This is a genomic window from Azospirillum thermophilum, assembly GCF_003130795.1.
In the GTDB taxonomy this organism is placed as follows: Bacteria; Pseudomonadota; Alphaproteobacteria; order Azospirillales; family Azospirillaceae; genus Azospirillum; species Azospirillum thermophilum.
Genome location: NZ_CP029352.1, coordinates 338080 through 351036 on the forward strand (window position 1 = coordinate 338080; position 12957 = coordinate 351036).

Below are 12957 nucleotides of genomic sequence, written 5' to 3' on the forward strand. Positions count from 1 at the left end.
CCCAATGTCATTACGCCACCATCGACAGATTGGACGCTCTGCGCTGCTCGGCCCGCAGTTCCGCCACCTCCTGCCGGAGGCGGGCAATCTCGGCACGCAGCTCGCCCGTCGACTGGCCGATAGCCCGCACGACGGCGCCGGTATCCACGTTGACCGTGACGGCCGGGACCTCCGGCTTGGCGGCGCCGGCAAGGATCTGCCGGGTCTGGTCGGCCGAGAAGATCCGAGACGGGCCGGTCCACTCCAGCTCCGGCCCGCGCTCGCCAACGATGCGGAGACCGCCGCCGAAATCGCCCCCGGCGGCGAACCCGGGCAGGCCCAGGGCATGGCCCAGGCTGGAGATCGACGCCCGGATCCACTGCTCCTGCGCGGCATACTGCGCCGTGCCCTTGACCATCACCGCGGCGGATGCGGACAACAGGGCATCGGCCGCCGCGGTGGCAGCGGCGATGTCGCCCGACACGCGCGCGGCGGCCACGGCATCGCCGAAAGCACCCTGCGCCACGGTCAGCTTGGCGCTCGGTGAGAGCGACGAGCTGTCCCCGAGCGCCTTCCTCAGCAGCCAATCGTTGAGCTTGGACAGCGCCTCTGCCTGTTTGGTCGTAGCGATGACGCTCTCAACCTGCTCCTTGCGCAGTCGCGCGAAGGCTTCCGCCACGTCATCCACGCCGTGCATGGCGTCGGCGAGGATCTCCAAGTTCTTCACGGCAGCCTGATCATCGCCTAGGCTGTTGACCAGATTGACGATCTGGGCGCCATAGAGCAGGACGGCCTTGCTCCCGTCCTGACCGGTGGACAGAAGCTGTTGCCCCACCGCCTCGAAGGTGGAGCGGATCGACATCGCCTGATCCACGAACCCCTGTCCGCGGGCGGCGCGGATCGCGGTATCGATCAGCCGGCCGGTCGCCCGCTCCGCGCTCTCGCATATCCATCGATCGCCAGTCCGAGCTGCCGCGCCCGGTCCCGGGCTGCAACAAAGGACTGGGCGACCGAGGCCACAGCAGCGGCGACTTGGTCGGGCTGGGCCTTGCCCACCTGGTCGAACGCCGTGCGGAAGTCGGTCGCCGCGAGCTGGAGGTTCGCGACCAGCTGCTCGACCGGCAGGCCGATGCTGGCCTGAAGCGCCTTCTGGATGTTCTGGGCGATGACCGGGTTGCCCCCGTCAGCCCACTTCGTGGTGCCGTCCGTCAGGATGCCCTGCAGCACCTCGGACACCAACGCCGCTGCGGCAGAGGAAGGATCGCCGAACTCGGTCCGGTTGTTATCGCCGCGGTTGATGAACCACTTATTGCCCTCCTCGAAATACTGGATCTCGGGGATGACACGCTCCTGCGTATTGGTCGCCCCGCCGCGGTCAGAGCGGCGTTGATGGTCGACGCGACGGATGCGCCAACCTGCCGCACCGCGTCGGTCGATCCCCCATTGTCCGCCAGGGCGTTCCGCACGCCAAAGCTGTTCCCGACGCCCGACCCGATGGCGACGGCGCTATTCGGCCCGACAGACTTCCCAGGCCCGAACATGCCGCCCAGGACCGTCCCCAGGAACGCGCCGGCCACCGCGCCGATGGGGCCGGCGGCCATGCCGAGCTCGGCGCCAAGCATCGTGCCGCCAAGCGCGCCGCCGGCCACGGACCCGAGGGTCCCGCCGACCATGCCGCCGATGCCGCCCTTGCCGCCCAAGCCCAGCAGATTGGCGCCCAGGCTGCCAATGATGCCCCAGGGAGAGGCGTCGAGGCCCAGGCCGATGCCCTGCGACAGGCCGGCCGAGCCGGTCAGGTCGAACACCGCCTCCGACGCGCCGGAGATGATCGACTGCCCGATGCCGCCACCGCCGCCCAGCAGACTGCCGAGCGAGCCGATGTTCGAGAGCGTGCCGAGCATGCCCATACCACCAGTCCCGCCGGCTGCAGCGGTGCCGGACGAGCGCGACAGGCCGATGGAGCCTCCTCCGAAGAAGTCGGCCGCTGTCGGGAGGTTCGTGCCGAACACCGCGTTCTTGATGGGGTTCAGAACCGCCATCTTGAGCGCCAATGTCTGGAACTCCGTCGCCAGCCCCTTGACCGCATTCGCCCAGGTCTTGGTGCTGTCCCCGCCCTTCACCACGGCGTCGATGACCGACGAAAATGCCTGATCGCCGAACCGCTCCAGCTCCTGATAGGCCGCCTGCAACCGATCAGTTTCGAGCGACTGCCGGGCGATGGCCTCAGCGTTTTTGATGTAGGCTTGGCTCTCAGCATCCATGATGTCGCGATGCTGGTTGCGCAGGTAGATGATCGCCTGGAGACGCGCGATCTCTACCGCCCGCTGTTCAGCCGATGCCCCCATAAGCCGTAGTTGGGCTTGGCCAAGCTCCAACTGGTCCTTCTGCTGTTGGATCGCCTGGGCAATCTGCTGCTTCTTCTGCGCCCGCTCGTCGTCCAGGATGGCCGCGGTCTTCTCCTCGATGATCTTCCGCAGCTTCTCCGCGGTCTCCCCCGAGGCGTTCTCCAGCTTGATCGTTTCGGTCAGCGTGCCGATCCGGACCTTCTCGGCCATCTCAGCCGCGTAGCCAGCCTCCACCCCCTGCATCGTGGCGTTCGCCACCGCTTCCCGGCCAGCCACCTCCTGCTGGTAGGTCTGCAGCGCCTGCGCCGATGTGGCCGCCTGGGTGGCCGCACGCTCGTTCAGGATCTGCCGGTAGCGGGTCTCGACGTCGATCCAGCTCTGCAGGCTGTCGAGCTGCGCCTGACGCATCGCCGCCGCGCGCTCGCCGGCCGCTGCCGACTGCATGTAGGCGTCAGCCATGTTCAGGCTCTCTCGGGCCTGGATGGTGATCTGCGCCGTCTGGTCAGCGATGGCAGCCGAAAGCTGGACACGGGCCATGCGCTCAGCCTCAAGCTGAGCATTCTGCGCCGCCTGCGGGGACTTGCCGGCGTTGATGGCCGCCGTGTACGCCTGTGCCCCTGCCACGGCGATCTGGCGCTCTGCTCCCACCTTCTTCATGGCCTGCGCCAACAGGTCGTTGGCGTGGCGGAGATCCGAGAGTTCTCCTGCCTCCTTCGGCGTCATGCCGTTCGACAACACAGACGGCTTGACGCCAGGAACAGGGGTTCCAGCAGGGGCCAGAGGGGGCAGCACGCCATGCCCGTTCTGCTCATGGCTTTGCGGAGAGGACGTGACTTCCGGACCCTTTGGCACCTGGATCAGCCCGCCCCCGAACATCGGGTTGGAGCCAAGCTGCCACTTCGCAAACTGCTCAGGGCTCGGGTTCTTCAGAAAATCGGCGAACCCCTGCAGCCACTCTCCTCCGGTGGTCAGAATTTTAATCGTGATCGGATGAGAAGCCGCCGTGGTTGCCAGATCGTCGTATGCGGTTTTGATGTTCTCGAGAGCTGCTTGGGTTGGCGTCAGCGCCTCGTGGTGCAGCCCATCGAACTTCTGCTTGAGGCCGTCCAGGACGATCTGGAGCGCCTGGGTGCGATTGCCGTGCTCATAGGCCGCGCGGGCGGCCTCGTACTGGGCGAGCGACAGAGCCCCCGTCTCCTCGTAGGCCTGACGGATGCCGGGAATACCCGCCGTGAGATAGCCAACCGCCTTCTTGAAGGCCTCCGCGGCGTCGCCGAACTTGACAGCCATGTCCGGCGCGAGGTCGGCAATCTGGCTGATCTGCGACTTGCTGAGGGACTGCTGGACGCTCGACACGGTGCTGAGGATCGACACGGCATCGGAGCGTGCAACCCCGCGATGCGACAGAGCGGTGACCATCCCCTCCAGGTCTGCCGCCGTCACCTGGGCCTGCTGGCTTCCCGCCTTCAGAGCCGCCGTGAACGAACGCATCTCGCTCGACGCCTGGACCAGCTTCAGCGCGACCGAGCCGATTGTCGCTACGGCGGCGGCCATGGGCACGCCAAGTGCAATCATCGCCGTGGTCGAGAGGCCGGCGTTCTTCGCCATCTCGGCAAAGGCGGGCGCCGTCTGCGTCGTCTGCGTCAATAGGGTCTGGCCGATGGGCAGGCCAGCCGAAATGCTCTGGAAGGTGTTGATGACGCCGGACCGGAGAACCTGCTGGCTCTCGTAGGACAGCTTGAATGCACCGGCCATCGCCTTGGACGTCTCGGCAGCCGTGGTCATGGTCTGGTGGACCCTCACCAGGGCCTCTTCGGCGCTGAGGTGACCGGCGCGCAGTTGCCGCTGGATCTCGACCAGCTCCTTGGACTTCGCAGACAGGACGGCCGTGGCCGACGCGGTGCCCTCGGCAGAGCGTTGACCAGCGGAGAACTGGTTGGAGAGCGTCTTCATTCCGCTCTCGAGGCGCGCCTGCTCGTCCGCCAGCTTCTTGTGCGCGGCATAGACCGGGTCCACCGCCGAGAGCAGCCCCTCCAGCGAAGACGCCTGACGCGCGGTGACCTTGGCGGCGTTGTCGACCTGCGTCGAATAGCCCTGCACGCCGTTGGTCAGGTCAACGATCTTCCCTTCCAGCTTGCCAATGCTCGACGTGATGGACGCGGCTTTGGCCTCCAGATCGCGCGCGTCGATCGACAGGACGGTGATGATCTCGTTGCGCTGCGTCGCCATCGGCCGGTTCCTCATAGAAAAAGGCGCCACGGACTCGCCGGGCGCCTGATGGTTCGATTTCCAAGGGTAGACTCTCGCCGCCCTGCGGGCGACGATGCACGGTTTCAACCTCGAGGACGTGCTATGCGATCAATCCTGACGGCAGCGGCCATATTCTTGCCCTTAGTCTCGGCATCTGCGGCAGACGAACCATTCACGTTCATGGGGCACGCCATCGGAGATCCATTGGCGAAATGGAAGTCATCGCTTGATATTAACGACACCATTGGTTGGTGCAAGAAACCAAACGAACTCGGCGTCAAGCGATGCAACGACAAAAGCCTTAAGAAGGAGGGTCTATCAAATAAAATTGGCACGGCGTACGTGAATTGGCTTTACTGGATATACCTTGATGACAAGCTGGCCGGCTTCGAACTATCTGGACAATGGGCAGATGTTGAGGCGTTAAGAGACATGTTAATCGGAAAATTCGGTCGACCAGATGAAATTGGTGGCGATACATGGACATGGCACATGTCAAACGGCCCGCTGGTCCTGGAGCAAGATCGCGGTAAGTCGCTACTGCACATGTTTGATGAGGCATCTCTGCGCGTCGTCGAGCAGCGGCAGGTCGCGAAGAAGAACGAGAGCATGGAAGCCGGAAAGCGCTCCTTCTGAGGATAGGGCGGCCCCTTAGAGCCGCCCCACCCTTCTCAGGTCGCCAGCGATCTGGCGATCAGCAGCACCGCCTTCCGCTGTTCATCGGTCATGCTCCGGAACGACCGGATCAGGAGCCATTCGTCCGCCGACAGGTCGCTGACGGCGACTGCGGCGCTGGAGGTGGTGGCCGCCGCGAGGCAAGCCACCACCGATCCCGCCAGGATCTCCCGGCGGGGCATGGAGGTCGTCTGCATGGAGGCCTCAGTGCTGGGTGTGGCCGTTGGACGACGGGGCGCCCAGCTTCTTGGCGAGGTGCGCGAGGCCGGCCGGCGTGACCCGGACGCGCTCCACCACCCGGTCGCCGCCGTTCACATGGTCCGGCACCACCGCGACCTTATGCTCCAGCAGGCCGGCCCGCAGCTTGTCCTGATGGGCCAGCCAGTCCTTGTTGCCCGCCCGACGGTAGATCCACTTCTGGGCGTGCAGCCATGCCGTCAGATCCTTGATCCGCTGGCACTGCAGCGCCTTGGCCGCCTCCGTGATGGACAGAGAGCCTTCAGCGTTGGCGATGCGGTCGTAGGCCTCCACCACCGGGGCCTGCTCCTTGACCTTCTCCTCCAGCGCCAGAACCTTCTCGGTGTAGTTCAGCAGCAGGCCGCGCATCGCCGCCGGGTCGTTCAGAACGGCCATGGGGTCCACCGGCGCAACCGCGCCGCGCTCATAGGCGTCGAACTTCTCGATAATCTCGATGGTGATCTCCGTCGCCTCCGGCGTCTCCGACTTCGCCGTGATGAAGATCGCCTGCTTGCGGTTCAGGTAGTGGGCCTTGCCGGGCCTTCCGCCCCTCGGAGATGTTTCCGCCACCGTGGCGGAAATACCGAGGGCCGCCAGGGCATCAGCGTGTCGCTCGATCAGGTTGCGGATCTTGTGCGGATCGGAAAACCCGAGTCGGGCCGCAAGGTCGAGGTCGCGGATGCGCGGCTCGCCGTTGATGCTGGTCGGCTCCAGTCGGCCATTGCCATTGCCGCCGGTCGGGGTCATATTGGTCGCCATGCACTTGCTCCTTTCGTGAGTGTCAAGGCCGGTGATCGGGGCGTGGTTGGCGCCTTCCCCGATCACCGGCTTTTCAATTTCAGGCCGGCACATGGCCAGCCTTCGCCGCTTCCATTTTGAGCCCAGCTTCAATGAGCTTGCGCAGAGCCTCCGCGTCAGTCCTGAAGCGTTTCTCGAACCGATAGTCGTCGACCCTCTGTGCCAACTCTGCCGGGATCAGCAGGGCCTTGCGCACCGTCGCATCCTGTGTCATTCGCGACCTCATCATTCAATGCATCAACGTTGCATCACAAATCTAGCTAGGGCTAATCCGTGACGCAACGCTTTTTGATGCTGTTGACGATTTTTGCTGAACCTGTATCGTCGCAATCATGACAACGACGCCGAAGCCGCCCCCGCGCAAGAACGTCGCGCTCCCTCCCGATGTGGTAGAGCGCGTTGATGCATTTCGGAAAGCTCAGAACATCAGCTCTGAGAGCGACGCGCTGCGTCGCCTCATAGAAACTGGCTTGAATTTCTATGATCGCCCGCGTGATTTGTTCATGAGGTGCGCTCTCGCCCACAAAAACGGAAATACTATTGGTGAAATAGTAGCCACGATCCTCAACGATCATCCGCTCGTTGAAGAGGTGAAAATGCGGCCTGACAGCCTTAGCATTATCATCCGCGGTGATTTCGAAATCTATTTTAGCCGTGATGCAGCCGAATGGTCCTTTGGTGAAACTGGCCATTCGCCTCACTTGTATTTCCCTCCTCGGCCCGAAGGAGGGTATGTTTCGCGTGGGGGCACTGCTCAATCTCAAAATTCTGACGATGATGATGAGATCCCGTTCTAACGAGCTGCTATCACGACGGCGCCAGCTTTCACGCCGGCAATACTAGCCCGCCCCCTCACCCCTTCCGGCTCTCTGCCCTGACGTTCAGCCAGATCGTGTCCAGCAGCCGGATCATCTCCAATTCCTGCTGGTCCGGCCGGCGCTGGTAGAGGTCCATCCATCCCTTGATGTCGCGGGCGGACAGCGGGAGCGGGTCCCCCATGCCGGTATAGGACCGCTCCCGCTGCAATTCCCCGAACCAGCGCCAGACGTGGCGGAGCAGGACGGGCAGCGGCGGCCCGGTCAGCTCCGCGTCGATCTGCTGGATCCTGGCGATGTCGCCGCGCCGCTTCGCCCGGTCGTGCATGCCCTCCAGGTGCTCGCGCTCAGTCCGCCCCTCCTTGTCGGTCTGGGAGAGGCGGAACTCGTGCTCCGCGTGCCGGATCAGGTCTGCGCGGAGCTGGGCAAAAAACCGGCGCGGTTGCTCAGCTCGCCGTTGAGCTGGTTGAACAGCCACTCGAAGCCGGGGTCGGCAAGGGCGGTCTCGACCGTCTCCGTGTCGATCCGCTGCCCGTTGATGACGACCGGCGGCACGTCCAGCAGACGGCGGGCGATGCGGGCGGCGTTCTCGGCGCGCATCTCGGCGATGGTCTTGCGGGCCTTCGGCGCGTCCTTGCCGGCCTTGATGGCGGCGATGGCCTCCTCCTGCCGGCGCTCCTCCTCCTCCTGCTGCTGGCGGAACTCCATCTCCACCGCCTCGATGGTCTTGGGGTGGCCCGGCCCGGCCAGGGTGATCGGCCAGCCGATCGGCTTCAGCGTCACCGGGTGCTTCACGTCATAGACGCGCTCGTCGGAGTAGCGCAGGTCGCCGAGGTCGATGACGGCGGCGGTGTTCAGGGCGTCTTCGCGGGTCTTGCTCATGGTGCTCTCTCCGTGGGGATGATGTGGGGTTTGGCCGGCGGCGCACCCCACGTGACGCCGCCGGCCCGCCGTCGCGCGACGGATGGGGTTAGTTGCTGGCCTGGATCTTCACCATGGTCTGGTCATAGGCGCCGCCGCGGGTGTCCACGCCGACCAGCTCCGCGGCGATGTTCAGCGTGACGGTGCGGGGGCCGCCGTCGCGCTTGATCTCCGACTTGTCGACGCCGCCGAGCGTGAAGTTCGGCACCGTCACCGACAGGAAGTCGATCGGGCTGGAGCCGGGGACCTGGGCCAGCATGGTCAGCGCCAACGGGGTCTCGGCCAGGAAGTCAGTGAACGCCTGGAGATCCTTGCGCATGGCGGTGATCGAGCCGGACACCTTCATCACGCCGTCGAAGACGTCGGGGCTGGTCTTGGCTCCGACCACGTCGGGGGCGTTCAGGCCCAGGTCGATCGACAGGCTGAAGGCGGTCAGGTCCACGAAGTCGCTGGATCCGACGCGCAAGGTGGCGTCGATGGCCGCCAGGGGCGTGGCCGCGGCGACCAGGGCGGGGCTGGTGTAGTAGGGCGAGGCGGCGCCCGTCAGGCCCTGAGCGGCGCCGGTGCCCATCCACGACGGCGTGATGGTCAGCATGCCGTTGGGCTGCATGGACAGGTCGATCTTGCCCCACTTGCAGTCGGTGAAGAGCTCCGACTGGTCGGCGTCGATCTCGGCCTCCTCGATGGTGAAGTAGCGCTGGACCAGCGCGCCGGCCGCGGGGTTGATCAGCTTCCGGCCCTTGACCGAGAAGGCGTAGGAACTGACCGGGCCGGTGACGGTGGTCAGCGCCTCGGCGACGGTGATGCTGGTGTTGGTCAGGCCAACAACCCGCAGCGGCTTGTTCAGGTCGCCCGCGGCGAGGCCGGACGTGAAGGTGACCACGTCGTAGACCCGGAGCCCGGCCGTGATCACGTTGCCGGCGCTGAAGGTGATGACTGAGCCGGTGGCGCTCAGGGTCGCGGACGACATCGCGCCGGTGGCCTGCGTGATGCTGACGCCGGACGCCCAGGTGCCGCGCATCACGGCCTCGAGGAGCGGGTCATAGTTCGAGAGCTGCAGCTCGCCCGGATACTGGCCGCTGGTCTTCTGCGTGCCGTGCCGGCCGCGGACGGCCATGCCGTCCTGCCGGACCTGCTGCGACTGGATGGCCTGCTTCGTGAGCTGGCCCTTGCCGCCGGTCAGCGGGAGGAGGTTGGCGCCGGTGCCGCTGGCGGCGGTGCCGCGGGCGGACTGCGCCTTGTAGGCGACATAGGCATTGAACTGCGTCTGATAGTTGGTGGGCATCTCATTCTCCGTGCGGGCGCAAAAAAGCCCGCGCGGCACGGGCCGGCGGGCGCGGAATGGTCAGCCTCTCGGGCTGGTCAGTCAGGAAAATCATAGTCCCAGGGGATGGACAGCATGCGGCAGAAGCGGGATCCGTCCTCGTAGGCGGCAACGCCATCGTCAGCCCGGGGGTCCATGGTGATCAGGCGGGCGGTGGTGGCCGGGTCAATCCAGACCGTCACCCGGCGGAAGGCGTCGGCGATCGCGTCGGCCTTCTCCGTGATGGCCGCTGTGCCGGTGCCCTGCGCCACCGACAGATAGAGGCGGCACACGCCGAAGGCCATCGCCCGGCGCTTCCCCTTGGGGCCGGCCGTGGCGGTCGTCCGGCCGGAGACCACCTCGGCTTCGATGGCCGGGGCCGGCGCGCCGTCATCGTCGACCGGCATGCTGGCGTCCGACAGCTTCGTACCCGGCGGCCAGGAGCTATTGGGCCAGCGGATCGGCCAATCCGGAACGACCTCGGCGAGCTTGGTCTTCAGCGCTGTTTCAACGTCTGCGATCATGCGCCCCTCGTCACGACGATGGCCGGGTAGCGGTACTGTGCCCGCTGCCGGCTGGTCATCCCTTCCGCGGCCCGGCGGCCACGCGGGGCGCCGTAGGAGCGGTATTCGTAGTCGATCTTCGCCACGGCGCTGAACCGCCGCCGCGCCTCGCGCGCCAGCACCTCGATCCAGCCCTCTGGCGCCTGCACGGACAGGCCTCGGGCGATCTTGCGGGCATAGGGTCGCAGCGAGATCAGCACCACCTCTTGCGCATCGGCGACATCCACGACACCGGCCTCGGCGGCGTCCCGGCGGTAGCCGTCGACGAACAGCAGGATGTCGTCCCGGTAATGACCGCCCTCCGGAGGCCCGACCGGCGACCGCGCCACCCACTCGCCGTAGATCCAGTCGACAGCGTCCTGCATGACGTGGATGTGGTATTCGATGACGCCGCCATACCGGACGCTCTCCTCGGCGGCGCCACGGCGCCCATCCACGAAGACGTCGGTTGGATAGCGGCCCTGGTCCACCTCCAGCTTGGCGAGTTCGGCACGGGCCGTCTCGGCATGGAGTTTCACGAAGGCCTGCGGCGACAGGGCCTCGTTCTTCAGCAGCGTGATCTGCCGGCGAACGGCGTCGATGTTGCTGCCCATGGCCTACCCCTGGAAATCGATCTCGATGCGGACCGGGGTTCCGCCCATCAGGACGGGCGTCGCCGACAGGATCGTCCGTTGCGCCCCGTTCCACAGCACCTTGTCGGTGGTCCGCAGCGGCAGGAAGCCGGCGGGGAACGGCGACGGCGACAGGATCGCGCGGGACACCGCCTGGGCGCTGCTGGAGCCGGCACGCAGCTCCTCAACCCGCAGCCCCCGCACGCGGGCCTTCGCCTGGACCGCGGCGCCGTCCCGGAAGACCTTCACATCCGCCCCGGCGCCGGCAAGCGCACGGTCCAGGGCGGCAATGGCTTCGGCCGGCGTCATCCGAAGCTGACCATGCGGTAACCGCTCAGCCGCCCGGCGATGTCCGCCGGCAGCCCGCCGAGCGTCTCGACAGACGGAACAGCGGTCCAGGTCTTGGAGACCACGTCCTGGACATCCTCGGACCGCAGCAGTGGATCCCGAGATCGGGAGAAGTAGGAGAGCTTCACCATGTCGATGCAGCACCGCTCCACGTCCGGCGGGGTGGCACTGTAGCCCGCGGTGTAGGTCACCACCACCCGGCCAACCGGCCAACCGATGGAGCAGGAGGAGGCGTCCAGGCGCAGCAGGAAGCCGGATCCGGAGTTCTCCACCTCGTAGGAGGCGGGGTCCAGCGCCTGGCCGTTCAGCACCACCGACGCCACCGACACGACCGGCGTGCGGTCGAGGATCAGCCTCTCCCGCCACCGGTCGAGGCGGATGGTCTCCGTGCCGGCCGCAGCGGCGAAGGATCGGCCGCAGAACGTCTCGATGGTCGCGCTCGCCTGCTCGATCAGCGTCGTCAGGAGCGCATCGTCAGCGTCCGGGCTCTGAAGCTCGGCTTTCACTTTGGCGAGCGTGGTCAGCATGGCAGGAACTCCGAAATGGGGCGGCCCAGGGCCGCCCCGTCAGGGTCAGGCGGCTGCTAATTACCCACATCGTCGAGAGTGAGGGTGGCGCCGAGAACGATATCGGTCAGGCGCGTCATGCCGCGCCATAGGACCCTGTCGCCGGGTGGCGGGTCCCCCGCGCGGGCGAGCCAGCCGCCGAGCCTTGCGATCTTCCGCACGTAGCTGGCCAAATCTCGAATACGGGGCTGGTTGGAGCCGCGGTCGGGAACCACGCGATCGAGGACCGCGGTTTCGATTCCGGTCAAGGCGACACCCGGTTCGGCATCCGGCACCACCCGGTTCATCATCCGCAACCAGAAGACGCGCCAGCCCACGATGCACAGGACAGCAATCAGCTTCACCAGGCGCTCAGCCGTCCGGAGCCGCGCTGCCTCCACTTTGCACCCCGACTTCATAATCTTGTGGAATTCCTCCACGCGCCACCGCATAGCGTACCAGCGCAGCTTCTCCACAGCAGAGGCGGTGTCGGTGACTGGCAGGTCGGTGGCAATCTTCCAGTCGATGCGTGGGCGGTTCTCGGGTTGATCTGGTTCCCGGGCGTACAAGATTGTCAGGTCGAGGGCAGGATAGCGCTTTTCCTTCCCGATCGGTGGCCGGACGTGCAGGGTGGCGTAGGTGAGTTCGACTTCCGCGGTTTCGGTTCGCCCGCCGGCGTCCCGGACCTCGATGCGGTGCCGACCGCCCACCGCCACCTCGTCCATCAAGCGGGCGACCGTCGTGGTGCCGTCACCCGCGAGCCGGTCGACACACGTCCGAACCAGGAAGTGGGTTCCGAGATCCCGCGCGAGACAGAAGAACTCGTAAATATCGTTCTCACGATCGCCGATGTAGACGCAGCGGGCCGGATCCCCGAACAGCTCGGCCGTCCGCCGCATGTTGTCCAGCCAGCGGACACTTTCCTTCCCATCGATCGGGACCCGCGTCGGATTGATGTGCCTTTTGAGGGCGGCGGTTCCTTTGAATTTCTTGCGGGTCCAGAATTTGACCGCACCCAGGCCAAGCGGCAGCCCGTCCGTTGTGACCACCAGGCTGGAGTGCATCAGCAGCCCGCAGGCGGTGTACGGGCGCACGCCCCCCTGCCGCTCATTGCTGCCGTTGCCTTTGTAGGTCCAGCCGACCCGGTCGGGACGCTCGCGCTCGAAGGAGAACTCGGTGGTGTCCTGGATGACCAGGATGGTGCCGCGCGTGGCGGCAACCCGACGGCGCGTTGCTTCGACGTGGCCCCCCAGGATGTCGCCCTCGCCGACACGGCTGTTGGCGAAGAACCGGTAGGCCGCCTTGGTGTTGGCCCAGTCCTGGCAGGCAAAGGGAATGCTCTCTCCCATGTTATCCGCCAGTTGCCCGAGCAATCCGTGGAGCCGCCGGTTCAGGCGCTGGTCCAGCAACTGGCAACTGGCAAGTTCATCGTCGATCCAGGTTCTTGACGCATCGGCCATCGGTACCTCCAGCACCTCTTTCCGATGCCAACAGCCGGAGGCTCGACACGGCCAAGACCACCGCGCCGTCTACTGCACGACCTTCGACGATGTGGGTAATTAACAGG

General features: G+C 66.0%; 16 protein-coding genes. 1 reads left to right on the forward strand and 15 read right to left on the reverse strand.

What is annotated here, in order from left to right; translation table 11 throughout:
- Positions 1-10 precede the first annotated feature (10 nt).
- From DEW08_RS01450 to DEW08_RS01460, 3 genes are read right to left on the reverse strand one after another with little or no spacing between them, the layout of a single operon-like run.
- The gene (locus DEW08_RS01450) at positions 11-853 is read right to left on the reverse strand and encodes a hypothetical protein (protein WP_146214609.1); all 843 of its coding nucleotides are present in this window, start codon (positions 851-853) and stop codon (positions 11-13) included.
- A gap of 38 nt (positions 854-891) precedes the next feature.
- Positions 892-1215, reverse strand: coding sequence for a hypothetical protein (locus tag DEW08_RS01455; RefSeq protein ID WP_109323856.1), 324 nt, complete (start codon positions 1213-1215; stop codon positions 892-894).
- Positions 1188-4553 (reverse strand): phage tail tape measure protein, encoded by a 3366-nt coding sequence (locus DEW08_RS01460; RefSeq protein WP_109323857.1) that lies wholly within the window; start codon positions 4551-4553, stop codon positions 1188-1190. Before DEW08_RS01460 ends, DEW08_RS01455 begins: the two co-directional genes overlap by 28 nt.
- 123 nt (positions 4554-4676) lie before the next feature.
- On the opposite strand from DEW08_RS01460, the gene DEW08_RS30575 reads away from it, so the two are divergent.
- Positions 4677-5210, forward strand: a complete 534-nt coding sequence (locus DEW08_RS30575) for a hypothetical protein (protein ID WP_146214610.1) — start codon at positions 4677-4679, stop codon at positions 5208-5210.
- A 35-nt stretch (positions 5211-5245) separates the two neighbouring features.
- On the opposite strand, the gene DEW08_RS01465 is transcribed toward DEW08_RS30575, so the two are convergent.
- The 12 genes from DEW08_RS01465 to DEW08_RS01510 all read right to left on the reverse strand — a co-directional run bounded on the left by DEW08_RS01465 (position 5246) and on the right by DEW08_RS01510 (position 12850).
- Complete coding sequence (locus tag DEW08_RS01465; protein WP_109323859.1) at positions 5246-5446, reverse strand: hypothetical protein; 201 nt, start codon at positions 5444-5446, stop codon at positions 5246-5248.
- 7 nt (positions 5447-5453) lie between these two features.
- On the reverse strand, positions 5454-6245 hold the full coding sequence (locus DEW08_RS01470; protein ID WP_168220226.1) for a phage antirepressor KilAC domain-containing protein: 792 nt from the start codon (positions 6243-6245) through the stop codon (positions 5454-5456).
- A 79-nt stretch (positions 6246-6324) separates the two neighbouring features.
- The gene (locus DEW08_RS30955) at positions 6325-6498 is read right to left on the reverse strand and encodes a hypothetical protein (protein WP_168220227.1); all 174 of its coding nucleotides are present in this window, start codon (positions 6496-6498) and stop codon (positions 6325-6327) included.
- 52 nt (positions 6499-6550) lie between these two features.
- Positions 6551-6976: a hypothetical protein gene (locus DEW08_RS30580; protein WP_146214611.1), complete on the reverse strand. Its 426-nt coding sequence runs from the start codon at positions 6974-6976 to the stop codon at positions 6551-6553.
- A gap of 160 nt (positions 6977-7136) precedes the next feature.
- A complete protein-coding gene (locus DEW08_RS01475; RefSeq protein WP_109323861.1) occupies positions 7137-7427 on the reverse strand; it encodes a phage tail assembly chaperone in 291 nt (96 codons plus the stop codon).
- Between the two features lie 77 nt (positions 7428-7504).
- On the reverse strand, positions 7505-7981 hold the full coding sequence (locus DEW08_RS01480) for a hypothetical protein (protein WP_109323862.1): 477 nt from the start codon (positions 7979-7981) through the stop codon (positions 7505-7507).
- An 88-nt stretch (positions 7982-8069) separates the two neighbouring features.
- Complete coding sequence (locus tag DEW08_RS01485) at positions 8070-9305, reverse strand: phage tail tube protein (protein ID WP_109323863.1); 1236 nt, start codon at positions 9303-9305, stop codon at positions 8070-8072.
- Between the two features lie 77 nt (positions 9306-9382).
- A complete protein-coding gene (locus DEW08_RS01490; protein ID WP_109323864.1) occupies positions 9383-9847 on the reverse strand; it encodes a hypothetical protein in 465 nt (154 codons plus the stop codon).
- Positions 9844-10479: a hypothetical protein gene (locus tag DEW08_RS01495; RefSeq protein ID WP_109323865.1), complete on the reverse strand. Its 636-nt coding sequence runs from the start codon at positions 10477-10479 to the stop codon at positions 9844-9846. The genes DEW08_RS01490 and DEW08_RS01495 overlap by 4 nt, the downstream gene beginning before the upstream one ends.
- Positions 10480-10482: 3 nt before the next feature.
- A complete protein-coding gene (locus tag DEW08_RS01500; protein WP_109323866.1) occupies positions 10483-10806 on the reverse strand; it encodes a hypothetical protein in 324 nt (107 codons plus the stop codon).
- Positions 10803-11372, reverse strand: coding sequence for a phage head-tail connector protein (locus tag DEW08_RS01505; protein WP_109323867.1), 570 nt, complete (start codon positions 11370-11372; stop codon positions 10803-10805). Before DEW08_RS01505 ends, DEW08_RS01500 begins: the two co-directional genes overlap by 4 nt.
- A 56-nt stretch (positions 11373-11428) precedes the next feature.
- The gene (locus tag DEW08_RS01510; protein WP_109323868.1) at positions 11429-12850 is read right to left on the reverse strand and encodes an IS4 family transposase; all 1422 of its coding nucleotides are present in this window, start codon (positions 12848-12850) and stop codon (positions 11429-11431) included.
- Positions 12851-12957 lie beyond the last annotated feature (107 nt).